This is a genomic window from Actinomadura sp. NPDC048021 (assembly GCF_040653135.1).
Classification (GTDB): Bacteria; Actinomycetota; Actinomycetes; order Streptosporangiales; family Streptosporangiaceae; genus Spirillospora; species Spirillospora verrucosospora.
The window spans coordinates 45,023-68,763 of record NZ_JBEZJQ010000034.1; the positions used below are offsets into that span (position 1 = coordinate 45,023).

The 23,741-nt window shown below is 71.0% G+C and carries 20 protein-coding genes, 1 tRNA gene and 1 pseudogene; 10 read left to right on the forward strand and 12 right to left on the reverse strand.

All coding sequences use genetic code 11. From position 1 onward, the window contains the following. The first annotated feature begins 8 nt into the window (after nucleotides 1-8). The 4 genes from AB0C87_RS37930 (at nucleotide 9) to AB0C87_RS37945 (ending at nucleotide 4,695) form a co-directional block, all read left to right on the forward strand. Nucleotides 9-287 carry a hypothetical protein gene (locus AB0C87_RS37930; protein WP_360581617.1) on the forward strand — a complete coding sequence of 93 codons (279 nt, stop codon included), beginning with the start codon at nucleotides 9-11 and terminating at the stop codon, nucleotides 285-287. A gap of 417 nt (nucleotides 288-704) precedes the next feature. Continuing rightward, on the forward strand, nucleotides 705-2,006 hold the full coding sequence (locus AB0C87_RS37935) for a tetratricopeptide repeat protein (RefSeq protein ID WP_345178373.1): 1,302 nt from the start codon (nucleotides 705-707) through the stop codon (nucleotides 2,004-2,006). A 657-nt stretch (nucleotides 2,007-2,663) separates the two neighbouring features. Next, a complete protein-coding gene (locus AB0C87_RS37940) occupies nucleotides 2,664-2,789 on the forward strand; it encodes a hypothetical protein (RefSeq protein ID WP_360581618.1) in 126 nt (41 codons plus the stop codon). A gap of 652 nt (nucleotides 2,790-3,441) precedes the next feature. Further along, the gene (locus AB0C87_RS37945) at nucleotides 3,442-4,695 is read left to right on the forward strand and encodes a phospholipase D-like domain-containing protein (protein WP_360581619.1); all 1,254 of its coding nucleotides are present in this window, start codon (nucleotides 3,442-3,444) and stop codon (nucleotides 4,693-4,695) included. Between the two features lie 124 nt (nucleotides 4,696-4,819). Here AB0C87_RS37945 and AB0C87_RS37950 read toward each other — a convergent pair. Then, nucleotides 4,820-4,904: transfer RNA gene (locus AB0C87_RS37950), tRNA-Tyr, on the reverse strand. 127 nt (nucleotides 4,905-5,031) lie between these two features. Here AB0C87_RS37950 and AB0C87_RS37955 point away from each other — a divergent pair. Continuing rightward, nucleotides 5,032-5,520: a YajQ family cyclic di-GMP-binding protein gene (locus AB0C87_RS37955; protein WP_345178307.1), complete on the forward strand. Its 489-nt coding sequence runs from the start codon at nucleotides 5,032-5,034 to the stop codon at nucleotides 5,518-5,520. Nucleotides 5,521-5,615: 95 nt separating this feature from the next. Here the strand turns inward: AB0C87_RS37955 and htpX are convergent, their stop codons facing one another. The 7 genes from htpX to AB0C87_RS37990 form a co-directional block, all read right to left on the reverse strand. Continuing rightward, nucleotides 5,616-6,470: a zinc metalloprotease HtpX gene (htpX, locus tag AB0C87_RS37960; RefSeq protein WP_345178305.1), complete on the reverse strand. Its 855-nt coding sequence runs from the start codon at nucleotides 6,468-6,470 to the stop codon at nucleotides 5,616-5,618. Nucleotides 6,471-6,547: 77 nt separating this feature from the next. Further along, nucleotides 6,548-8,035 (reverse strand): NADH-quinone oxidoreductase subunit N, encoded by a 1,488-nt coding sequence (locus tag AB0C87_RS37965; RefSeq protein ID WP_360581620.1) that lies wholly within the window; start codon nucleotides 8,033-8,035, stop codon nucleotides 6,548-6,550. Beyond that, nucleotides 8,035-9,543 carry an NADH-quinone oxidoreductase subunit M gene (locus AB0C87_RS37970; protein WP_360581621.1) on the reverse strand — a complete coding sequence of 503 codons (1,509 nt, stop codon included), beginning with the start codon at nucleotides 9,541-9,543 and terminating at the stop codon, nucleotides 8,035-8,037. The genes AB0C87_RS37965 and AB0C87_RS37970 overlap by 1 nt, the downstream gene beginning before the upstream one ends. Then, nucleotides 9,540-11,402, reverse strand: a complete 1,863-nt coding sequence (locus AB0C87_RS37975) for an NADH-quinone oxidoreductase subunit L (RefSeq protein WP_353831458.1) — start codon at nucleotides 11,400-11,402, stop codon at nucleotides 9,540-9,542. The genes AB0C87_RS37970 and AB0C87_RS37975 overlap by 4 nt, the downstream gene beginning before the upstream one ends. Further along, on the reverse strand, nucleotides 11,399-11,815 hold the full coding sequence (gene nuoK / locus AB0C87_RS37980) for an NADH-quinone oxidoreductase subunit NuoK (protein WP_353831459.1): 417 nt from the start codon (nucleotides 11,813-11,815) through the stop codon (nucleotides 11,399-11,401). The genes AB0C87_RS37975 and nuoK overlap by 4 nt, the downstream gene beginning before the upstream one ends. After that, nucleotides 11,815-12,408 (reverse strand): NADH-quinone oxidoreductase subunit J, encoded by a 594-nt coding sequence (locus AB0C87_RS37985; RefSeq protein WP_353831460.1) that lies wholly within the window; start codon nucleotides 12,406-12,408, stop codon nucleotides 11,815-11,817. Before AB0C87_RS37985 ends, nuoK begins: the two co-directional genes overlap by 1 nt. Further along, nucleotides 12,405-12,965, reverse strand: a complete 561-nt coding sequence (locus AB0C87_RS37990; protein ID WP_345178294.1) for an NADH-quinone oxidoreductase subunit I — start codon at nucleotides 12,963-12,965, stop codon at nucleotides 12,405-12,407. Before AB0C87_RS37990 ends, AB0C87_RS37985 begins: the two co-directional genes overlap by 4 nt. Before the next feature lie 393 nt (nucleotides 12,966-13,358). Here AB0C87_RS37990 and AB0C87_RS37995 point away from each other — a divergent pair, with 393 nt between their 5' ends. Next, entirely contained in the window at nucleotides 13,359-13,955 is a 597-nt protein-coding gene (locus AB0C87_RS37995) for a helix-hairpin-helix domain-containing protein (RefSeq protein ID WP_353831461.1), read from the forward strand. A 20-nt stretch (nucleotides 13,956-13,975) separates the two neighbouring features. Here the strand turns inward: AB0C87_RS37995 and AB0C87_RS38000 are convergent, their stop codons facing one another. The 4 genes and pseudogenes from AB0C87_RS38000 to AB0C87_RS38015 all read right to left on the reverse strand — a co-directional run bounded on the left by AB0C87_RS38000 (nucleotide 13,976) and on the right by AB0C87_RS38015 (nucleotide 17,005). Further along, nucleotides 13,976-14,929, reverse strand: a complete 954-nt coding sequence (locus tag AB0C87_RS38000; RefSeq protein ID WP_345178290.1) for a complex I subunit 1 family protein — start codon at nucleotides 14,927-14,929, stop codon at nucleotides 13,976-13,978. Next, nucleotides 14,922-15,488, reverse strand: a complete 567-nt coding sequence (locus AB0C87_RS38005) for an NADH-quinone oxidoreductase subunit C (RefSeq protein WP_345178289.1) — start codon at nucleotides 15,486-15,488, stop codon at nucleotides 14,922-14,924. The genes AB0C87_RS38000 and AB0C87_RS38005 overlap by 8 nt, the downstream gene beginning before the upstream one ends. A gap of 635 nt (nucleotides 15,489-16,123) precedes the next feature. Then, nucleotides 16,124-16,567, reverse strand: a pseudogene (locus tag AB0C87_RS38010) (NADH-quinone oxidoreductase subunit B family protein); the annotation flags it as partial. Between the two features lie 66 nt (nucleotides 16,568-16,633). After that, nucleotides 16,634-17,005 carry an NADH-quinone oxidoreductase subunit A gene (locus AB0C87_RS38015; RefSeq protein ID WP_345178286.1) on the reverse strand — a complete coding sequence of 124 codons (372 nt, stop codon included), beginning with the start codon at nucleotides 17,003-17,005 and terminating at the stop codon, nucleotides 16,634-16,636. A gap of 356 nt (nucleotides 17,006-17,361) precedes the next feature. Here AB0C87_RS38015 and AB0C87_RS38020 point away from each other — a divergent pair, with 356 nt between their 5' ends. From AB0C87_RS38020 to AB0C87_RS38035, 4 genes are all read left to right on the forward strand, one after another. Further along, on the forward strand, nucleotides 17,362-18,429 hold the full coding sequence (locus AB0C87_RS38020) for a hypothetical protein (RefSeq protein WP_345178283.1): 1,068 nt from the start codon (nucleotides 17,362-17,364) through the stop codon (nucleotides 18,427-18,429). A 258-nt stretch (nucleotides 18,430-18,687) separates the two neighbouring features. Next, nucleotides 18,688-20,277, forward strand: coding sequence for a hypothetical protein (locus tag AB0C87_RS38025; RefSeq protein ID WP_360581622.1), 1,590 nt, complete (start codon nucleotides 18,688-18,690; stop codon nucleotides 20,275-20,277). Between the two features lie 427 nt (nucleotides 20,278-20,704). Continuing rightward, nucleotides 20,705-22,546, forward strand: coding sequence for a 2-oxoacid:acceptor oxidoreductase subunit alpha (locus tag AB0C87_RS38030; RefSeq protein WP_345178278.1), 1,842 nt, complete (start codon nucleotides 20,705-20,707; stop codon nucleotides 22,544-22,546). Nucleotides 22,547-22,622: 76 nt separating this feature from the next. Continuing rightward, nucleotides 22,623-23,654, forward strand: a complete 1,032-nt coding sequence (locus tag AB0C87_RS38035; RefSeq protein WP_345178470.1) for a 2-oxoacid:ferredoxin oxidoreductase subunit beta — start codon at nucleotides 22,623-22,625, stop codon at nucleotides 23,652-23,654. Nucleotides 23,655-23,741 lie beyond the last annotated feature (87 nt).

Consider the following 23,741-nt stretch of genomic DNA (forward strand, 5'->3'; position numbering starts at 1 on the left):
GATCTACCATGACTGCTCCGGGTATGACCCCCGAGAAGGTCGCGGACAAGCTGCGAGTCCTCGCGGCCCTGGCTCCTCTGGTCACCGAGAGCCCGACGGCCGCGAAGGTGTGCGGCGAGCTGGCCCGGGAACTGCGTCCCGTCATGCCGACGGTGATGCGCGCGCTCGTCTTCCTCGCCCTCGCCGACACCGTCGCCACGCTCACGAAGCCGGGCGGCCTCCTGGAGGACTTCCTCAAGGGCGGCCCCTCCACCGGCGGCACCACCAAGACCTCCGACACCGAGTGACGGCCGCCTAGCTCAGGCGACCGGCACACACAGCCGGAGGTTCCACGAAGGAGTCAGCAAGACCAGGCCTTGGCTCGCTGATCTCAAGGGCGGCCCGGCGTGACCACGCCGGACCGTCCAGCCAAGCGGGACCCCCGGCACGCCGTGCCGGGGGTTCCTTTGTCAGCGGACTGTCGGCGTGCAGCCTCAATCGCCGTCTCAGCCGGCAGTTCGAGCATCTTCAGCTTCGATCACCCGTTTCATCCCTCCAGCACCGCGTTCCATCCATTTGCGAAGGGGACCGGTTGTATCGCGGGCGTATCGAAAAACGCATATGCCACCGCAACGCTCTTCCGTCTTGGGTGGGAGCTTGGACCACAGCGGTCTGCGCCGAGCGCATTGCGCTCGGCGGAAAGTGATTACGGAAGAGGAGAAGGCGTGGCTGGTGACGGGAGCTGGGATCGGCGTTCGCTTCTGCGGGGCGCGGCTGTGGTGGCCGGTGCCGCCGCGGCCACACCGCTGCTCGGCAAGACGGCTAGGGCGCACGCCGACGGCAGTGACGCGGACGCGTTGTTCAAGGCTGGGAAGTTCGAGGAGGCCGCCCGCGCGTACGAGGAGATCCTGAAGAAGGACCCAACGAACCTGCACGCTGCACGCCAGCGCGGCTACGTCGGGCTACTGGCCAACAAGTTCCCCGACGCGGAGAAGTACCTCACGATGGCCCTCAGACTGGCGCCCGACGACAAGGAGACCAACCAGCTCCTGGGCGACTGCTACATCAGGCAGGACAAATTCTCCCTCTCCGTGCCCCGTTGGCGAGCGGGCGGCGAGGAAGGATACGCCAAATGGTTCGCGGCGATCCGCGGCGAGGCCTACCAGATTCACGGCGACATCGGCCGCGTGCCATGGAGGCAGATGGACCCGGAACCGCTGGTAGAGGTCTCCGTCAACGGCGGACCGCCGAAGAAGCTCAGTTTCTACACCGGCGCCCCGAATCTGAGCCTGACCGCGTCGGCGGCCAAGGAAGCCGGCCTGAGCCCCGTGTACGCGGAAAAGACCGACTTCGAAGGCACTCCCATATGGGTGTACTACGGGGTGCTGGACTCCTTCAACCTGGGCGGCCTCGAACTGCGCAACGTCCCGGTGGGCTGGTCGTCGACGGAGTCGGGCGGAGATGTCAGCACCGGCAACGACGGCCTGATCGGCACGTGGATCTTCTACCACCTGCTGACCACCTTCGACTACGCGGGCCGCTCACTGATCCTGCGCCGACCGACCCCCGAAGCGGTCGCCGAGGCCACACGGGCGGGCACCAAGCCCCTGCCGCTCTGGCTCTCCCGTGACCACGATCTCAGCAGCACGGGCAGCATCGCCGGCTCCGGCCCGCGGGTGATGGGCGTCAACTTCGGCGGAATCGGCGAGATCGCCGTGGGCATGCCCGGGGAGGTGGCCAAGCAGTTGGGGGTCCGCACCGACTACGACCGCCCCATCGAGACCTTCGCCCACAGCCACCCGACCACCACCTACCCCTGCTACCCGAAGGAGATCCGCCTCGGCGACGCCGTCGCCAACGACATCTACTGCGAAGCCGACCCGAACATGCCGGTCAACGTGGGCTGGCCCTACGGATCAGGAATCGACGCGATAGGCCACTTCGCCCACAGCTTCTGGAAGCCCTACAACGTCACCCTCGACTTCACCAACATGAAGCTCTACCTCGCCCACGGCAAAGCCGCCTGATCACTGCCGAGGTAGGTCCCCTCCGGTCAGTGCAGCGCGCAAGGGCAAAGCGTTCACCCTCAAGACCGGTCGCCTGGTGTCGGGGAAGCGCGGCGAGGACACGATCGCCTGATCCCCCTTCTCGGTCACTACCGCACCGCGAAGTGGCCGTAGGCCTCGCCCCACCATCGGCAGGGCATCGCTAAGGCCCTGACGGACGCAACAGAAGTGGTGCTCACCCGTCCAAGGGTGCCCCGGCGGGGACGCTCCTTCGTGAGGCCCCGCCGGGCTAGGCGTACAGCAGACTTCACCGCAAGGGAGGCGAACCGCCTGAGCATCTACTCCCCGCGCTGCACTGGCTGGACCGGAACACGCTCGACCTACGGGAACTGGCGCCGGAGCGGCAAAGCCCGCAGATCGCACGCCAGGTGCTCAACCGACTCAGCAGCAAGCAAGACGGGCCACGCGCCACCGGCAGCAGGGCGACCAGGAAGCGGGCGACGTTTAACAACGCCATGGAGCACGCCTGCCAGCGGCGCATTCTGCCGATCAACCCGCTGCCCCTGGTCAACTGGACCTGCCCTCGCGTGGCGCGACGCTAGACCTACGCGTGATCGCCAAGCCGAGACGCCATACGCCCGGCGACACGCCGCCGTGTCCACATGGCGTGGGGCCGGGGTGCCGTCGGCTCAGGGGGCCGAGTCGGCCGGGCGCAGCGACGCCGTCCTGCTGCGGGTGTACGCCAAGTCCATGACCGGGCAGGAGGACGACGCCAAGCGGCGAATTGCGGCTGTTCTCTGGTGAGCGTGGTGGGCCGCTCTCAGAGAGCGCGTACGGGCGCGTCTGGCAGCTCGCCCGCGGCATGGCGCTCACGCCCACACAGGTGGCCTCCCCCCTGGCCGGGCGGCCCTACGACCTCCGCCATAGCGGCGTCACGCTCGCCCTCACAGCCGGCGTCCCGGCACCCGAGGTCGCCCGCCGCGCCGGCCACGGCGTCGAAGTCCTGCTACGGGTCTACGCCGGGTGCATCGACGGCCACGAGCACATGTGGAACGGCCGTATCGAGGACGCGCTCAAGGACGGCGACCAGCTAGGAGTGCGATGCCCGCCAGGACGACCGGGAGGGGACCGGCGAGGTCATCGACACCGGCGAGCTGCGCGGGGACGTTCCGGCCGTTTGTGCCAGATGGCTCAGTGGCAGCGCTGGTGTTTGGTCGTGAGGTGTTCGGGTTGGGGTCCCCGCTGTGCGGTCTAGGGCCCTAGGGCCCTAGATGAGGATTCGGAGGGTTTTTAGCCTCATCGGCAAGACAGCGGATGTGACATCGGTCAGAAGGCATCCAACAGCGAGGCTCGGATCCCTACCGGAAGGCTGAAGATGTCCAGCAAGCTCCCCCTCAAGGTGCCCGTCGCTCTCGGTGCGCTCGCTTTCGCGAGTGCCGCGCTCCCGGCCGGTCCGGTGCACGCCGATCCGCCGAATGAGGCGATTCCCATCGCTCTCGATCAGGTGGACGACTATGTGAAGTTCACCGAGGACGACAACACGGTGATCTCCGATCACGCCAAGGCCCTCATCGACGCCGCGCCGAGCGGGGCGACGATCCGGCTCCCGCTGTACTACTTCAGCCAGAACAAGATCGTGACCTCTCTCAGCAGGGCGAAGGGGCGGGGCGTCAAGGTCAGGGTCGTCATCAACGGCAGCGAGATCGGCATGCCGCAGTACCGGGAGCTGACGGCGGCGTTCGCCGACTCGCCCGATGCGGTGCGGACGTGCGGGCGGCGGGTCACGGACAGCGCCGGCGGGTTCCCGAAGCAGAGCGGGCGCTACATATCCACTCGCGGATGCGCCGCCAACCGGAAGGTCGGCGACAACTATTCGCGCATGCACAACAAGTTCATGACGATCGACAAGGTCGCGAAGAAGGGGGGAGGCGTCGCGCGGAACGTCGTTTACGTGGCGTCCGCCAATCTGCACGAGTGGACCTCGTACGAAAGTGCCATCACGGTGCGGGACGCCGGGCTGTACAGGTTCTACAGCAGATATTTCGACGACATGTACCGTCTCGCGAACAGGTCGGGGCGGCTCGACAACTACGGATCGAGTCACGTGTACAAGCCGCCCGGCGGGAAGTATCAGGTCTACACGTTCCCTCGGAGGGAGGCCGCCGGGAAAGCGCGCACGAGTGCGTCCAACGATCCGGTCGTGGCGGACGTGAAGGCGGCGAGGTGCTCGCGCAGTGCCAGCGACGACGTCATCAACGTGGCGAACGTCAGGGTCGTCCGGATGGCGGTGGCCAACGCGCTCATCGATGCTGGGAAGCGCGGCTGTACGGTCCGAGTGCTCACCGGGGACATCGCCTTTGAGGACGGTGGGGCGGAGCTGATCTACGCGGCGGTCAACAAGCTCGCGTACAGCTCCTACATCGAGGGCGGCGTCAGGTACTGCGGGCCGGTGAACAACATCTCGTGGATGCACGAGAAGTTCATGCAGATCAGTAAGGGCACGTCGTCCGGCCTGTACGTGGGCAGCCACAACCTCACCGTCCAGGCACTGCGCCAGCAGGACGAGAACATCCTCCGCGTGCGGAACGCCACGCTGTACGCGGCCTACACCGGGCGTTTCGACTCGCTCCACACCTACTGCTCGCAGTGGAAGCCGAAGGTGCCTCCTCACACGGGCCCAGGCGACAACGCGGTCGAGGACGTCGACTAGAGGACGCTCGGACGGCCGTGTTCCGTGAACACCCGGCAATGGCCGGTAGGAGCGGGGAGCTACCGGGAACCAACGAGAACGGCCCCTGACAGCGTTCTAGCTGGTCAGGGGCCGTTCTACGTGGTGGTGGCGGGTGCAGGGTTCGAACCTGCGTAGGCTAAGCCGACGGATTTACAGTCCGCTCCCATTGGCCACTCGGGCAACCCGCCGTGGTGTTTCGCTGGAAAGGATAGCGGACCATCGGGGTGGGTGTGACATCGAGGCGGGGCGTGCGGGGCGTGGGGAGTCGATACGCTCTGTAGATCGTGATGCTGCTGCTGAGGGGATGTGTGGGCGATGGCCGACTCGTCGTTTGACATCGTGTCGAAGCTCGACCGGCAGGAGGTCGACAACGCGTTGAACCAGGCCGCCAAGGAGGTGGCGAACCGGTTCGACTTCCGGAACGTGGACGCGGGGATCAAGTGGTCCGGGGAGTCGATCGAGATCCAGGCGAACACCGAGGAGCGGGCGAACGCCGTGCTGGACGTGCTGAAGGACAAGCTCGTCAAGCGGGGGATCTCGCTGAAGGCGATCGACGCGGGTGAGCCGAAGCTGTCGGGCAAGGTGTACAAGCTGGGCGTGGGCCTGAAGGAGGGCATCGCCCAGGAGGACGCGAAGAAGATCGGCAAGATCATCCGGGACGAGGGGCCCAAGGGTGTGAAGGCCCAGGTGCAGGGGGACGAGCTGCGGGTCAGCTCGAAGAAGAAGGACGACCTCCAGCAGGTCATCACCCTGTTGAAGGGCAAGGACCTCGACGTCGCGCTGCAGTTCGTGAACTACCGGTAGGACGAGGGGAGCGCGCCGGCCCCATCCCCCGCAGAAGTGGCCGGCGCGCTCTTGTTGGTTATGACGCGGCGGCGTCCGGAGTGGTTCGGGCGAATCTAGCGGCGGCCGGCCATGCGTTCCAGGCGGGCGATGCGGTCGGCGGTCGGCGGGTGGGTGGAGAAGAGCTTGCCGATGCCGGCGCCCTGGAACGGGTTCGCGATCATCAGGGAGCTGGTGGTGGCGAGCTCGGGGTCCTGCGGCAGCGGCAGCGCGCGGGTGCCGGCGTCGATCTTGCGGAGGGCGGAGGCCAGGGCGAGGGGGTCGCCGGTGAGGCGGGCGCCCGCGGCGTCGGCGGAGTACTCGCGGGTCCGGCTGATGGCCATCTGGACGACGGCGGCGGCGACGGGGCCGAGGATCAGCATCAGGAGGGCGCCGAGGACGCCGGGGCCGTCGTCGTCCTCGGAGCGCCCGATCGGCAGGAAGATCGCCAGGTGGGACAGGTACGTGATGACCGTGGCGATGGCGGCGGCGACGGAGGAGATGAGGATGTCGCGGCTGTAGACGTGGGACAGCTCGTGGCCGAGGACGGCGCGCAGTTCGCGCTCGTCCAGCATCTGGAGGATCCCGCGGGTGCAGCAGACGGCGGCGTTGCGCGGGTTGCGGCCGGTCGCGAACGCGTTGGGCTGGCGGGTCTCGGAGACGTAGAGGCGCGGCATGGGCTGGCGGGCCGAGGTCGCCAGTTCCCGGACGAGCCGGTACAGCACCGGCGCCTCGACCTCGCCGACGGGGTGGGCGCGCATCGAGCGGAGCGCGATGCGGTCGCTGAAGAAGTAGGCGACGCCGTTGGTTCCGAGGGCGATGACCAGCGCGATCGCCAGACCGGTGCCGCCGCCGAACGTCCAGCCGGCGACCAGCACCAATGCCGACAGCGCAGCGATCAATGCTGCCGTCTTGACGCCGTTGAACCGCACCTGCGTTGCCTCCCCGTCGACTCCGGCATGAACATCAACGGTTTGACCTGGGGGAACGTTCCCAAACGTTTCCCCGGTTACGTGGCGTTCCCGACCGTCTGCAGGACGATCTGGGGCGCGACGGACAGCACGACCGCGCCCGCGGCCGCCGCGGTGATGGCGGCGCGGACGCCGAGGCCCGGCGCCGCGTCGTAGTCCTCGCTGGTGGCGGAGGGGGTGAAGAGGCGGACCGCCCAGGCGAGGTAGTAGTAGAGCCCGATCACGGTGTTGATCGCCATCACGACGGCGAGCCAGGTGACGCCGCCGGCGAGGGTGGCGCGGAACACGACGACCTTCGCGAACAGCCCCATGACGCCGGGGGGCAGGCCGGCGAGGCAGATGAGGAAGAAGGCCAGGGCGGTGGCCACGGCGGGGCTGCGGTGGGCGAGGCCGCGGTAGTCGTCGAGGGTGTCCCAGCGTCCGGTGGCGGCGCCGCGGCGGTGGAAGCCGATCACGACGGCGAACGCGCCGATGTTCATGACGGCGTAGAGGGCGACGTAGGCGGTGGTGGCGGCGACGGCCTCGGGGAGGCGGTGCGAGCCGACCGCGAGGGGCGCGAGCATGTAGCCCGACTGGGCGACCGACGACCAGGCCAGCAGGCGGATCGCGGTCCGCTGGCGGAGGGCGGCGAGGTTCCCGAGGGTCATGGTGAGGGCGGCCAGGACGGCGACGACGGGGCCCCACACGTGCCCGTAGGCGGGCAGGCCCAGGGCGAGGACGATCGCGAGCCCGGCGAACCCGGCGGCCTTGGAGACCACGGCGAGGAACGCGGCGACGGGCAGCGGGGAGCCCTGGTAGACGTCCGGCGCCCAGAAGTGGAACGGGACGGCTGCGACCTTGAACGCGAACCCGGCGAGGACGAGGACGGAGCCCAGCGCGGCGACGGGGTCGAGGTCGGCGGGGAGCCGGGCGAGGGCGGGCGCGATGCGGTCGAGGTGCATGGCGCCGGTCGCGCCGTACACGAGGCTGATGCCGAACAGCATGACCGCGGTGGACACGACGGAGACGAGGAACAGCTTCAGCGCGGCCTCGGAGGACGTCCCGTCGTAGCGGCGCAGCGCGGCCAGCGCGAACACCGGAAGGGAGAGGGTCTCCAGCGCGACGACGAGGAGGACGAGGTCGCGGGCCGCGACCAGGGTGAGGGCGCCGATGACGGCGGCGAGCAGCAGGAAGTGGTACTCCCCCACCGGGATCTTCGAGTCGGTGATCTCCTGGAGGGACAGCAGCACGACGATGACGGCGGCGCCGAGGATGATCCCCTGGAACAGCAGGGTGAAGTCGTCCGCGACGTAGGAGCAGGAGGCGGGGCCGCCGGAGCGCAGGCCGTCCGGCAGGCAGAAGGTGGCGCGGCGGTCCCCGGGGGCCAGTGCGATCACCGCGGCGAGCGCGGCGGCGAGGGACCCGCCGGACAGCAGGGACAGGACGCGGCGGGGCGCGTCGAAGGCGTCGGCGAGCAGCAGCCCGATCGCGGCGACGGCGAGGATCAGCGGCGGCGCGACCGCCGCGTAGTCGATGTCCTGGATCATCAGCCGCCTCCGAGCAGCGCGCGGACCGGACCCGTGGTCACGTCCAGCAGGGTCTTCGGCCAGAGGCCGACCAGCAGCGTCAGCGCGATCAGCGGCGCCCAGGCGGCGTACTCCTGGAGGGAGACCGACGCGACCGGGCCGCGGGGGACGGCGACGCCGTCGGACGGCCCGTGGGTGAGCCTCGCGAGCATCCGCAGGAAGTAGGCGGCGGTCAGGACGGTGCCGAGCGCGGCGACGGCCATGAACGTCACGAAGGTCTCGCGGGGCAGGTCGGCGTGCGGGCGGTACGCGCCGATCAGGGCGAGGACCTCGCCCCAGAAGCCGGCGAGGCCGGGGAGCCCGAGGGACGCGACGGACGCGAAGGTGAGGATGGAGGCCAGCCGCGGGGACGTGCCGAGCATGCCGCCGCCGAGGGCGTTCATGTCGGCGGTGCCCCAGCGTTCCTTGATCGAGCCGACGAGGAAGAACAGCAGGCCGGTGATGAGGCCGTGCGCGATGTTGCCGAAGAGGGCGGCGTTGACGCCGACCGGGGTGAGGGTGGCGATGCCGAGCAGGACGAACCCCATGTGCCCGACGGACGAGTAGGCGATCATCCGTTTGAGGTCGCGCTGGGCGAGGCAGGCGAGCGCGCCGTAGACGATCCCGATGACGGCGAGGAGGCCGAGCCACGGCGCCCAGACCTGCGCGCCGCCGGGGGCGAGCGGGAGCGCGACGCGGACCAGGCCGTAGGTGCCCATCTTCAGCAACACCCCGGCCAGCAGGACGGACCCGACCGTGGGGGCCTCGGTGTGCGCGTCGGGGAGCCAGGTGTGCAGTGGCCACATCGGCGCCTTGACCGCGAACCCGATCCCCATCAGGGCGAACGCGGTGATCTGGAGGCCGTGCGACAGGCCGGCTCCGTGCCGGGCGGCCAGGTCGGTCATGTCGAGCGTGCCGGCCTCGGCGCCGACGAGCAGCATCCCGGCGAGCAGGAACCCGGAGCCGAGGAGCGTGTAGAGGATGAACTTGGTGGCGGCGACGCGGCGGCCCGCCCCGCCCCACAGCATGATCACCACGTACATGGGGACGAGGACGGTCTCGAAGAACACGAAGAACAGCACGAGGTCGAGCGCGACGAAGGTGCCGAGCATCCCGACCTCCAGGACGAGCAGCAGGGCGGTCAGCAGCCGGATCCGGCCGCCTTCCGGCGGGTGCCGCAGCGTGTAGAGGAAGCACAGGAACGTCAGCAGGGCGGTCAGCACGACGAGGGGCAGCGAGATCCCGTCCACGCCGAGGTGGAACCACAGGCCGATGGCGGGCGCCCAGGGCCGGTCGACCTCCATCTGCATGCGGGACGTGCCGGCGAAGTCGAACGCGGTCAGCGCCGACACCGCGACGAGCAGGGTCGCGGCGGACACGGCCGTCCCGAACGCGCGGACGGCGAAGCCGGTGCGCAGGAACCGGTTCGCCGGGACGAGCATCGCCAGCGCCCCGAGCAGCGGGATCGCCATCATCAGCACGAAGATCACTGGAAGATCACCACCGCGGCCGCGATGGCGGCGACACCGGCGAGCAGGCCGGTGAGGTAGGTCTGCGGGTTTCCGTTCTGGACGAATCTGACCAGGCCGCCGATCCGCCCCGCGCCGCGTCCGGCGCCGACGACGGCGGCGTCCACGCCCCGCTGGTCGAACAGGACGACATGTCGAGCCAAAGCCTGGACGGGCCGGACGATGACCGCCGTATAGAGCTCGTCCACGTAGAAGGCCCGCGCGAAGACGGTACGGACGGGGCCGAGCGCGCGCGCGGGATCCAGTGCCGGGTCGCGGTTCCACACAAGGAAGGCACCGCCCGCGCCCACCGCGAGCAGCAGCACGCTGAGCAGCGAGGCTCCGAGTTGGGGCCGCAGTTCCGAGGCCCCGAGGCCGAAGAATCCGAGGATCGCGGCGGGGACGGCCAGCGCCGCCACGGTCCACGACATGATCCGTGCCGGGTCGCGGACCTCGTACGTCCCGCGCCGCTCACCGAAGAACGTCATCAACCACGCACGCATCGCATAGGCGGCCGTCAGGACGACCGTGACGAGCAATCCCCCGTAGACCAGCCAGGCGATCCCGCCCGATGTGACCTCGCCGCCATGCAGGGCTGCGTGCTGGGCGGCCTCGATGACGGCGTCCTTGCTGAACCACCCGCTGAACGGCGGGACGCCCGCGAGCGCGGCGAAGCCCACGGTCATCGACCAGAACGTGAGGGGCATGCCGCGCCGCAGGCCGCCGTAGTGGGCGAGCATGTTCGACCCGGCGGTCACGATGACGCACCCGGCGGCCAGGAACAGCAGCGCCTTGAACGCCGCGTGCGTCAGCAGGTGGAAGATCGCGGCCGACCGCGCCCCCACCGCGAGCCCGGCGGCCATCACGGCGAGCTGGCTGATCGTGGAGTAGGCCAGCACGCGCTTCAGGTCGTCCTGGGCGAGGGCGGCGCACGCCGAGCCGACCATGGAGACCACCGCGAGGACGCCGAGGACGGCGAGCGCGGACGGCGCCGCGAGGAACACCCCGTACAGGCGCGCCACGACGTAGATCCCCGCCGCGACCATCGTGGCCGCGTGGATGAGGGCGCTGATCGGCGTGGGGCCCGCCATCGCGTCCGGGAGCCAGGTGTGCAGCGGGAACTGGGCGCTCTTGCCCGCGACGCCCGCGACCAGGAGCAGCGCGGCCGCCGTCGCCGTCGACTGCGGGAGGTCGCCGGCCGTCCGGACGATCCGGTCGATCTGGAACGTCCCCGCGCCCACGCCGAGCACGATCACGCCGATGAGGAAGCCGACGTCGCCGAGCCGCGTGACGAGGAACGCCTTGACCGCCGCCCGCGAGTTGGCCCGCTCCTCCCAGTGGTGCCCGATCAGGAAGTACGAGCAGATGCCCATGACCTCCCAGCCCACGTACAGGACGAGCAGGTCGCCGGAGTAGACGACGAGCAGCATCGCGGACGTGAACAGGGAGATGAACGCGGCGTAGGAGGAGTACCGGCGGTCGCTCGACATGTACGCGACCGAGAACACCTGGACGGCGAGCGCCACGCAGCAGACCATGAGGCCGACCACCGCGGCCAGGCCGTCCACCTGGAACCCGACCCTGATCGGCACCGATCCGGTGTCGACCAGCGTGAGCACGCCGGTGCGCTCGCCCGGGTCGCGCCAGACGGCGAACGCGACGATCGCCGACAGGACGAGCGACACCGCGACCGGCGCGCAGGCGATCAGCGCGGGGCCGTTCCGCAGCGGCGACCCCGCGGGGCCGCCGCGCAGCGCCCGGGTCAGGGACGGGCCGAAGAGCAGGCCGGCGAACGCGGCGAGGAAGGGCAGCAGCGCGGCGAGCGACGCGAGCCAGATCACTGCGCCGCCTCCTCGCGCTCGGGCGCCGGTTCGGGAGTGCCCTCCCCGCCGTCGGACACGCGTCCGGCCGGACGGGGGACGGCCTCCGCGTCCTCCACGGCCTCCGCGTCTTCGGAGAGCGCGCGGAGGCGGTCGACGTCGATCATCTGCCGGTTGCGGAACACCAGCAGCACGACCGCGAGGCCGAGCCCGACCTCCGCCGCGGCGATCACGATGGTGAACAGCGTGAGGACCTGGCCGCCGTGGAGGCGGTCCCGGTACCAGACGTCGAACGTGACGAGGTTGAGGTTCACCGCGTTCAGCATCAGCTCGACCGACATCAGGACGAGGATCGCGTTGCGGCGCGCGAGCACCCCGTACACGCCGACGGAGAACAGGAGGGCGGCGACGACCGTCGGGTAGGCGAGATGCATCAGGCGGCGCCCTTCCCGTCCGGCTCCGCGCCGGGCTTCGCGTCCGGCTCCCCGACGGGTTTCCGGACCGGCTTCGCCTCAGCCGCCGGACGGGCCCGGATGTCGGACCGCGACAGGACGATCGCGCCGACCAGCGAGGCCAGCAGCAGCACCGACAGGACCTCGAACGGCAGCACCCACGTCCGGAACACGGCGCCGCCGAGCTCGTCCGCCGACCCGCCGCCCGCGCGCAGCGGCATCCGCGCGCCGCCGAACCCCATGACCGTCACCGTGACCAGGACGGCGGCCGTGGCGGCGGCGACGGCCAGCGCGGCCCACCGGTTCCCGGAGTCGAGGTCGGCGGACTGCCCGATCGGCGCCCGCGTCAGCATGACCCCGAACAGCAGCAGCACCACGACGGCGCCGACGTAGATGAGGACCTGCACCCAGGCCACGAACTCCGCGGTGAGGACGAGGTAGCCGCCCGCGAGCGCGCCGAACGACACGACCAGCCACAGCGCCGCGTGGACGAGCTGCCGCGTCGTGACCACGAGGATCGCGGAGCCGACGGCCACCACGCCGAGCAGCGTGAACACGATCTCCTGGCCGCTCATCCGCGCTCTCCCGGCCCCGGGGGCGGGCCCGTGCGGGGAGTCCGGGCGGCCCTCGCGGCGGCCTTCTCCGCCGCGGCCACCTCCTTCGGCGGCTCGGCGGACGGGTCGTGCGCCTGCGGCGGCGGGACGGTCCACATCCACTCCCGCAGCCGCTCCTTCTCGTGCGTCAGCTCGGCGATGTCGTACTCGGCGTACTCGAACTCCGGCGACCAGAACAGCGCGTCGAAGGGGCACACCTCGATGCAGATGCCGCAGTACATGCAGAGCGCGAAGTCGATCGCGAAGCGGTCGAGGACGTTGCGGGTCCGGGGGCGCCCGCCGCCTTCGGCCGGGAGCGTCTCCTTGTGCGAATCGATGTAGATGCACCAGTCGGGACACTCGCGGGCGCACAGCATGCACACCGTGCAGTTCTCCTCGAACAGCGCGATGACGCCCCTGCTGCGCGGCGGCAGGTCCGGTTGCACTTCGGGGTACTGGCGCGTTATGGACCGCCGCGTCATCGTCCGCAACGTGACCGCCAGCCCCTTGGCCAGCCCGCCTCCTGGTAGCCGTCCCACGCGCCCCATGATTGCGCACGATCGGCGTGGGGGGAACGCGACGGGTTCGGCGTTCGTCCAACGAGGTATAGGTCGTGTGCTAGTGCGCAGGCTTGCGGCCGGGGAGGGCATGTGGGTCATCACGCGGAGCGCCCCTACGATCCCGAGCCCGAGCACCGCTCCCGGCCGGCGTCCGACCACCCCCGTCCCCAGCACCGGCACCCGCCGCGACCTCCGCAGCGGCCGCACCCGGCGCCCGGCAGGCGCCCCCCGTACCCGGGTCCGCCCGGGGCCCCGTACCCGGGTCCGCCCGGGGCCCCGTACCCGGGTCCGCCCGGGCCCGCGCAGCCGCCCCTGCCGTCGCCCATCCCGGTGCCCACCCCGCAGACGGCCCGCGGAATCGTTTGGGCTTTCGTGCCCTTTGTCACGCTGGGCTACGGGACGCCGTTCTCGTTCCTGTACGCGGCCGTCCGGCGGCGGTCCCTCGGGCTCGGGATCACCGCCGCCGGCTACGGCGCCGGCACGGCCGCCGTGATGATGATGCTCCAGGCCGGCGACCCGATCTTCCTCGTCCTCGGCTCGTTCCTGGCGATCCTGCTGTGGATCGCCGGGACGGGGCACGCGTTCGCCGTCCGGCCGTCGGTCTTCCCCCGCGAGATCCCCCGCAACGTGCTCAACGAGCACGCGATCGAGGTCGCCAGGTACCGGCGGTCGCTGCGCGAGCAGGCCCGCGCGCTCGCCGCCGAGGACCCGGCGCTCGCCCGCGAGCTGCGCATCGGCCGCCCCGACGTGCCGCGCGCCTACGACGACGGCGGGCTCGTGGACGTCAACCACGCGCCCCGCGAGATCATCGAGGCGCTGCCCGGCATGACCCCGGAGATCGCCGACCGGATCGTGCGCCGCCGCGCGCAGACGGGCGGGTTCGTCTCCGTCGAGGAGATGGCCCTCGACGCCGACGTCCCGCCGGACGTCCTCCCCCAGCTCGCCGACTTCACGATCTTCCTCCGCTGACCCCCCGGCGCCGGCGGCGCTCAGAGGGCGACCCTGAGGACGCCGGTCAGCGCGAGCTGGGCCAGCGACAGCGGGACGAGCCACGCCCAGGCGAGCTTCTGCAGCTGGTCCTCGCGCATGCGCGGGTAGCTGACCCGCAGCCAGATCACGCAGAACGCCAGCACGGCGATCTTCAGCAGCGTCCAGAGCCAGCCCAGCTCGGTGTTCAGGAACGGGCCCTTCCACCCGCCGAGGAACAGCACCGTCGTCAGCGCGCACAGCACGACGATCCCGGCGTACTCGGCCAGGATGAACAGCGCGAAGCGCAGCCCGCCGTACTCCGTGTACGGGCCGAAGATGATCTCCGAGTCGGCGACCGGCATGTCGAACGGCGGGCGCCGCAGCTCCGCCAGGCCCGCGACGAAGAAGACCACGCCGCCGACCGCCTGCCACGGCAGCCACCACCAGCGCCACTCCTCCACGACGCCCTGCAGCGACAGCGTCCCCGCCGCCATCGCCACCGACGACGCCGCGAACACCATCGGCAGCTCGTAGGACATCAGCTGCGCCGCGACCCGCATCCCGCCGAGCAGGGAGTACTTGTTCGCGCTCGCCCAGCCCGCCATGATCGCGCCGATCACCCCGACGCCCATCACGGCGAGCGCGAAGAACACCCCGGGGCCGAGGTCGAGCGCGACCTGCCCGCCGGGCCCGACCGGGATCACCAGCAGCACCAGCAGGTACGGGACGATCGCCACACCCGGCGCCAGCTTGAACACCCAGCGGTCGGCGTCGCGCGGGACCACGTCCTCCTTCTGCGCGAACTTGACGCCGTCGGCGACGAGCTGCGCCCAGCCGTGGAAACCGCCCGCGTACATGGGGCCGAGACGGCCCTGCATGTGCGCCATCACCTTGTGCTCGGCCTGCCCCACCAGCAGCGGGAGCACCGCGAACGCGCCCGCGACCAGCACCAGCTTGACCACGACCTCAAGCATGGGGCCCCCAGCCCTCCGGAACCCCGGGCGGGCGGACGCGGCGGCGGCTCGGCGCCCCGTGCCCCGACTCGCCCGGCTCCTTGGCGCCCGGCCACGGCTTGGCGACGCGGGCGGCGAGCACGAAGTCCTTGCGCAGCGGGTGGCCCTCGAACCCGTCGGGCAGCAGCAGGGGCACGAGGTTCGGGTGGCCCTCGAAGAGGATGCCGAACATCTCCGCCGTCTCCCGCTCGTGCCATGCGGCGCCCCGGTAGACGCCCGTCGCCGTCGCCAGCACGGGCGCCCGCTTCGTGACGCGCGTGCGGATCAGCAGGTGGTGGCGGCGCTCCAGCGAGTACACGTGGACGACGACCGCGAAGCCGTCCTCCAGCTCGTCGACGCCGGTCAGCCAGTCGAAGAAGCCGCAGGACAGGTCGTCGCGCGCGAAGGTGAGCGCGTCCAGCCAGAGCTCGGGCGACACCCCGACGGCCAGCCCGCCGAAGGTCTCCTCGGTGGTGACCTCGTCGCCGAAGCGTCCCGTCCAGGCGTCGGCGAGTTCCGCTCCCGGCGGCTGCGGGCTCATCGGTCGCGCCCGATCTGGTCGTCGTGGTCGTCGTCCACCAGCCCGGGGATGATCGACGGATCGTGCGACGGGTCCGCGCCCAGGTCGTCGTCCTCCACCACCGGGACGGGCACGGTGACGTACTGGTCCTCGACCATGTGGACGGGCTGCGTCGTGTCGGACGGCCCAGCAGGAGGCGCGGCCTGCTCGGGTTCGGGTTCGGGCGCGGGTTCGGGCTCGCCCGAAACGTCGGCCTCGCCGAGATGCCGGACGGGCTGGGTGACGTCGGTCGGATCGACGGGCGGCGCTCCGGGCTCCGGCGCGACCGGCGGCTGGACGGGCGGCGCCTTGTCCTCCGGCCGGACAGGCGGCGTCTCGGGCCTCGGTTCGAGCTCCATCGTGGCCTCCGCGTCGCCGAGGTGCAGGACGGGCAGCGTCTCGTTGTCCGCGGCCGCGGTCTCTTCCGCCTCGTCCTTCGGAGGCTCGGCCTCATGGCCGTCGGCCTCCAGGCTGTGCCAGTGCTCGAAGCTCTCGTGCTCGTCGGACGGGGGCGGCGGCTGGAGCGGGCGGCGCAGGACGGTGGCCGGGAACGGACGCGGCGCGGGCGGCGGGGCGACGGGCTCGCCGCCGCCGTCCCCGCCGTAGCGGTCGCCCAGCGACTCGCCCGCGATCTTCTCCTGGAGGTGGACGATGCCCTGCAGCAGCGCCTCGGGCCGGGGCGGGCAGCCGGGGACGTAGACGTCCACCGGGATGATCTGGTCGACGCCCTTGGTCACGCAGTAGGAGTCCCAGTACGGGCCGCCGCAGTTGGAGCAGGCGCCGAAGGAGATGACGTACTTGGGTTCGGGCATCTGCTCGTAGAGGCGCCGCACCGCGGGGGCCATCTTGTCGCTGACGGTGCCGGAGACGACCATCAGGTCGGCCTGCCGCGGACCCGGCGCGAACGGGATGACGCCGAGCCGGATGAAGTCGTGCCTGCTCATCGACGTCGCGATGAACTCGATGGCGCAGCAGGCCAGGCCGAAGTTGAAGACCCACAGCGAGTAGCGCCGGCCCCAGTTGAGCACGAACCTGATCGGCTTGGGCGCGAGCCGCGACAGCGGCCCGACGCTCGGCGGGGGAAGATCGATGGTGCCCACGACGCCATTGTTACAGCGCCGGAGGGGTCAGACCCAGGACAGGACGCCCTTCTTGCCCGCGTAGGCGAGGCCCGCGGCCAGGAACGCCAGGAAGACGAACATCTCGCCGAGCGTCGTCGCGCCGTAGCCGGGGTCGGAGAAGACGGTCGCCCAGGGGAAGAGGAACACCGCGTCCACCGCGAACACCACGTAGAGGTAGGCGAAGACGTAATAGCGCACGTAGGAGTGGGCCCAGCCCTCGCCGACAGGGTCGACGCCGCACTCGTACGTCGTCAGCTTCTCGACCGTGGGACGATGGGGACGCAGCAACCGGTTCGCCGCGAGAGCTCCCCCGACGATCCCGGCGCCCGCGAGGAGCAACACGACCAGAACGACATATGTGTCGAAATAGTTATGCACCAGATCCTCCTCGTGTGCGTCACATCCAGTATCTCGCGATGCAGCATCGAGAAGTGTGACGTGGTACCTCCACCCGGGAGGATCACAATGTCATGCTCTTGCTGCACACTAGGTTCGCATGGGTCGGTTTTGACCTGGAAGGACGTGACCGGATGAGCAACCCCCCGCCTCCCCCGGGCTGGGAATCCCCGGGTGGGGCCTCCTGGCCGCCTCCGCCGCCGCCAGCGGGCCCGGGCGGGCCCGGTCCCGGCGGACCCGGAGGCCCGGGCGGCCCGCCCCCGCCCGGCGGCTTCGGTGGTCCCGGAACGCCGCCCCCCTTCTTCCCCCCGCCCCCCGGCGGCCCGATGGGCCCGCCGATGCCTCCGCCGAAGCGCGGCGGTGGCGGCGGCCTGGTGATCGGCCTCATCGGCGGCGGCCTCGTCCTCCTTGTGATCATCGCGGTCGTGGTGTTCGTGGTGGCCAAGGGCGGCGGCAAGTCCCCCGAGGAGAAGCTGACCGCGGCCGCGACCAACATGGACGCCGCCCGCGCGGTCTCGCTGAAGGGCACGTTCGGCGGCAGCGAGACGCTGCGCGGCGAGCTGAACGTCACCAAGGGCGGCCGCGCGATGGGTCCGGTCACCTGGAACACCGACCAGGTCACCGTGCTGTCGGCCGACGGCAAGCTGTTCGTGAAGGGCGACAAGTCCTACTGGACGCGGCAGATCTCCTCCACCGACGACCCCTACTACCTCACCTCGGGTGAGCAGTGGGGCCGGCTGAGCGCGGACGAGCTCGACCTCGACTTCAAGGAGCAGCTGTCGCCGACGGCGCTGGCGAGCAAGATCCGCTCGGCCCGGCTGTCGCGCGTCAAGCCGATCGAGACGACCTGGATGGGCAAGAAGGCGCTCAAGTTCAGCACCTTCTCCTCCACGCTCTACATCACCGACGAGGACGACGCCGAGCTGATCCGCTACGAGGCGACCACGCCGCGGGTCGCGCTGGACGTCACCCCGAAGGACTCCGGCGACGCCTCGTCCCTCATCTCGGACATGCGCACCAGCATGGGCGAGCTGAAGGACGCCTTCAACGCCTCGTCCAAGCCGACGGTCGACGAGTGGAAGAAGGGCGGCTGCAACGGCAACTCCGGCTGCACGGTCGAGGCCAAGATCCGGCCGCCGTACGACGTGGAGAAGCCCGTCACGATCGACGTCCGGTTCCGGCTCACCGCCGGCACGCTGACCGGCCGCGACCTCGGCAACTGCACCGCGCGCATCACGATCTCCAGCTCCCTGTCGCAGTGGGCGAGCTGCCGGGTCGTGAGCAGCTCGTGGACGAGCTGGGCGAAGGCGACCGGCGGCACGTTCTACAAGCACGCCGAGTACAAGGTGATCGGCGCCACCTCCGCCGAGGTGTCCGCTCTGCAGAACGGCCTCGACAGCGAATGACGCCGCAGGTGAGGCGCATCACGCGCTGATCCGCACCGGCAAGGGTGCCCGGTGGCGCTCCTCCCGTTCCGGGAGGACGCGCCGCCGGGCACCCTTATGCTCTTTGTGGACGGCCCCTCCAGGGCCCGGCGGCCGCCCTTCCCCCCGGAACGTTTCGGAGCCCGTCGGCGCCCACCGGGGGACGCCTCCAGATCCCTTGCTTTGTGTCTGACGGTCGGGCCGGTACCTGGCCCCGGAAGTGAGCAGAGTGAGCCCCGAGTGAGCGCTGAACAGGACGAGCCGTCGCCGACGGCCTCTTCCCGACCCCCGTACCCGGACGAGTCCGGCGACGCCTCCCACCCGGACGGCGGCCCGCAGCAGGGCGCCCCCGTCCAGGAGGGCCCCCACCCGGGGGACGTCCGCGTCGCCGGCGGCCAGGCCCCACCCGGCGCGGCCGCTCCCACCGGTCCGGACGCGGCTCACCCGGGCTCCCCCGGCTCGGATCCGGAGGCGACCCCCACCGATCCGCGCGGCACGCCCTCCTTCGTCCCCGCGGGCCCGCCCTCCGCCGCTCCGCCCGGCGCGGGCCTCCCGCCTGACGCGGGCTTCCCGGGCGAGCCGGGCGCGGCCTTCTCGCAGAGCGGTCCCGTCCCGCCGGGGCGCCAGCGCAGGCCCCGGGGCCGGCGCGTGGTGGTGTTCGCCGGGGCCGCGGCCGCCGTCGTGGTGGCCGGAGCGGTGGCGGCCGTGGCGCTCACCGGGGGCGAGGAGGCCCCGAAGCCGAAGCCGAAGGCGACCGCGCCGGCTCCTCCTCCGGCGTGGACGGTCGCGGCGGGCCGGGCCCTCACCTCCGGGACGGGCCTGCGCTACGACGGCACTCTGACGATCAACGGCCGGCCGGTCCAGGCGCGGCTGCGCGTGACACCGGCGGGGGCGGCGAGCGGCACGCTCACCGCGGGCGTGCTGACGGCGGAGGTCGTCGCGATCGGCGGCGACACCTACCTCAGGGCCGGGACGGCGTTCTGGCAGACCTACGCGAGCGGCGTCGCGCACCCGGAGTACTACGCGGGACGCTGGTCCAAGGCGCCCGCCTCGGTGCCCGGTTTCGACGTCCCGGACGTCCTCGGGCCCAAGGCGATCGCCAGGTCGCTGGCGAAGTCCCCGGCGAAACCGCCCACGGAGAACGTGGGCGGCGTCCGCGCCTTCAAGGTCAAGGCGTCCGGCGCGGAGTACGTGCTCACGGCCCAGGCCCCGTACCGGCTGCTGGCGGTGCGCCCGGCCGGGCAGGCGGCGCAGCACTTCACCGTCGCGCCGGTGGCGGCCCCGGAGACGCTGTTCGCCGAACTGCGTCCGCGGGTGGCCCGGCTCGGGGGCGCGTTCGATCCCGGCCTGCGCTTCACGCCGGGGACGCTGGCGTTCAGCAACTGCGACCAGAACACCAGCGGCTGCACGGTGAGCATGCCCGCCACGCTCACCGAGCCCGCGACGGTGCCCGACGGCGCGCGGGCGGTGCTGCGTGCGGCGCTCTCCTCCAAGGGCGAGCCGCTCGGGTCGTGCTCGGGGGCGGGACCGGTCCCGGCCAACCGGTCGCTCGTCCTGCGCTGCACCGTGACGAGCAAACTGTGGCGGCACTGGATGCGCGCGGCCCTCGACAACCCCGGCTCCTACCCCTACGAGGCGAAGGCGCGCGTCGTCGGGGAGGCCGTCGACGTCGCCGACGTGCCGAAGCTCCTCGCCCGCGTCGACCGCGAGCGCAGGGCGGTGGCGAAGGCGGCCGCGGGCACGCCGGGCCCGACGGTGTCGGCCGAACCGTCGGTCAAGCGCTCGGAGCGACCGGAAATCGCCACATCTCAGACACCAGGGACACCGTGAGCCCCACGTGCAGGGGCGGTGCGGTCGAACGGGATTCCGGATGTCTACACTTCGGGTCGTGAACTCCACGCCTCTGGGGAGCGGATGCTCCTCGACGAGTCCCGCGCGGCCACTGGTCCGGCGTCTGCACGTCGACCTGTGCCGCCAGCGCAGCTGCCTGTGTTCGGGATGAACCCGGGGGCCCGTCCAGGTCGTATCGCCCGATAGGACCTGCGGAGCGTTCGCCGCCCGTCGCTCGCCTCCATGACGCGCGGCCACCGGCACCGGACGAGGAACGCGCGCCTTCCCTGCGCGGTCATCCCAGTGTGCGGCCCGTCACCGCTAACCCATCCCGTCCCGGACATACCATGAAGGTAAGCCTAAGTAGCATCACGATCCTGGGTGCCTCCCCCAGGACGGATGCTGCGCGTCGAGGAGGTCTTCCTCTGTGACCAAACAGGTCCAGCAGCTCGACCGCGTCATCATTCGCTTCGCCGGAGACTCCGGCGACGGCATGCAGCTGACCGGCGACCGCTTCACCCAGGAGACCGCGGCGTTCGGCAACGACCTTTCCACGTTGCCGAACTTCCCGGCCGAAATCCGCGCCCCCGCCGGGACCCTCCCCGGCGTGTCCAGTTTCCAGTTGCACTTCGCCGACCACGACATCCTGACCCCGGGCGACGCGCCCAACGTCCTGGTCGCGATGAACCCCGCCGCCCTCAAGGCGAACCTCGGGGATCTTCCGCACGGCGCCGACCTCATCGTCAACACCGACGAGTTCAGCAAGCGCAACCTCGCCAAGGTCGGCTACGCGGCCAGCCCCGTCGAGGACGGCTCGCTGTCGGAGTACCGGGTCCACGCGCTGCCGCTGACCTCGATGACGGTGAAGGCGCTCGAAGACTTCGACATCTCCAAGAAGGACGCCGAGCGCGCGAAGAACATGTTCGCGCTCGGCCTCCTGTCGTGGCTGTACCACCGTCCCACCGAGGGGACGCTGGCCTTCCTGGAGCGCAAGTTCGCCAGCAAGCCCGAGATCATGAAGGCCAACATCGCGGCCTTCCAGGCGGGCTGGTCCTACGGCGAGACGACCGAGGCGTTCTCGGTGCAGTACGAGATCAAGCCGGCCGAGCACGAGCCGGGGCTCTACCGCAACATCACCGGGAACCTCGCGCTGGCGTACGGGCTGGTCGCGGCGGGCGTGCAGAGCGGGCTGCCGATCTTCCTCGGCTCCTACCCGATCACGCCGGCGTCCGACATCCTGCACGAGATCTCCAAGCACAAGCGGTTCGGCGTCCGCACCTTCCAGGCCGAGGACGAGATCGCCGCGGTCGGCGCGGCGCTCGGCGCCTCGTTCGGCGGGTCGCTCGGCGTCACCACCACGTCGGGCCCCGGCATCGCGCTCAAGAGCGAGACGATCGGCCTCGGCGTCGCGACCGAGCTTCCGCTGCTGGTCATCGACGTGCAGCGGGCCGGCCCGTCCACCGGGCTGCCGACCAAGACCGAGCAGGCCGACCTGCTGCAGGCCATGTACGGCCGCAACGGCGAGGCGCCCGTCCCGGTGATCGCGCCGCAGTCCCCGTCGGACTGCTTCGACGCGACGATCGAGGCGGCGCGGATCGCGGTGAAGTACCGCACGCCGGTCATCCTGCTGTCGGACGGCTACCTCGCCAACGGCTCCGAGCCGTGGCGGCTGCCGGACGTGGCGACGCTGCCGAAGATCGAGCCGAACTTCGCCGAGCCGTCGCAGGAGGAGTTCCAGCCGTTCGCGCGCGACCCGGAGACCCTCGCCCGCCCGTGGGCGGTCCCCGGCACGGCCGGGCTGGAGCACCGGATCGGCGGCCTGGAGAAGGCCGACGTCACCGGCAACATCTCCTACGACCCCGCCAACCACGACCGCATGGTCCGGCTCCGCCAGGCCAAGATCGACGGGATCGCGAACGACATCGAGCCGCTCGCCGTGGACGACCCGTCCGGCGCGGCCCGCGTCCTGGTGGTGGGCTGGGGCGGGACGTACGGGGCCATCTCCGCCGCCGTGCGGCGCGTGCGGGCGTCCGGGCGCGCCATCGCGCAGGCCCACCTGCGCCACCTCAACCCGTTCCCCGCGAACCTGCCCGAGGTCCTGCGCTCCTACGACAAGGTGATCGTCCCTGAGATCAACCTCGGCCAGCTCGGGCTGCTGCTGCGCGGCCGGCTGCTCATCGACGTGATCGGCTACAACCAGGTCCGCGGCCTGCCCTTCAAGGCCGAGGAGCTCCAGGGCGTCATCCAGGATGTGATCGACAGTGAGTGACAACGGAGCCCACGGCACCGTCCCCGCCAACGGCAACGGGTCCGCCAACGGCAACGGACCGGCGGACGGCCGCGGCCTGCTCTCCCTCGTCCCGAAGGCGGACGGGAAGCAGACGATGAAGGACTTCAAGACCGACCAGGAGGTGCGCTGGTGCCCCGGGTGCGGTGACTACGCGATCCTCGCGGCCGTCCAGTCGTTCCTTCCCGAGCTCGGGCTGCGCCGCGAGAACATCACGTTCATCTCCGGCATCGGCTGCTCGTCGCGGTTCCCGTACTACATGAACACCTACGGGTTCCACTCGATCCACGGCCGCGCGCCCGCGATCGCGACGGGCCTCGCCACGTCCCGTCCCGACCTGTCGGTGTGGGTGGTGACCGGGGACGGCGACTCGCTGTCCATCGGCGGCAACCACCTGATCCACGCGCTGCGCCGCAACGTCAACCTCAAGATCCTGCTGTTCAACAACCGGATCTACGGGCTGACGAAGGGCCAGTACTCGCCGACCTCGGAGATCGGCAAGATCACCAAGTCGACGCCGATGGGCTCGCTCGACGCCCCCTTCAACCCGCTGTCGCTCGCGATCGGTGCGGAGGGCACATTCGTCGCCCGCACCATCGACTCCGACCGCAAGCACCTGCAGTCGGTCCTGCGGGCCGCCGCGCAGCACCGCGGCACCGCGCTCGTCGAGATCTACCAGAACTGCAACATCTTCAACGACGGCGCGTTCGACCCGCTGAAGGACGCGGACGTGCGCGACGACGTCACCGTCCGGCTGGAGCACGGCGAGCCCATCGTCTTCGGGGCGGACCGTGCCAAGGCGCTGCGCCGCACCCCGACCGGGTCGTTCGAGGTCGTGAACGTCGCCGACGTCGACCCGGCCGAGATCGCCGTGCACGACGCCCACAACCCGGACCCGTCGCAGGCGTTCGCGCTGTCGCGGCTCGACCAGCCGGCGTTCGAGCACACCCCGATCGGCATCTTCCGGGACGTCGACCGCCCGTCCTACGACGAGCTGATGCGGGCCCAGCTCGACGAGGCCGTCCAGGCGCAGGGCGAGGGCGACCTCGCGGCCCTGCTCGGCAGCGGCGACACCTGGCGCATCGACTAGACGGCGTCTCCGCAGGCCCGGCCCCCGCTTCACGGGGGCCGGGCCTTTTCGCGCTTGGAAACCCCGCGAACGGGGCACGGTCTCCCA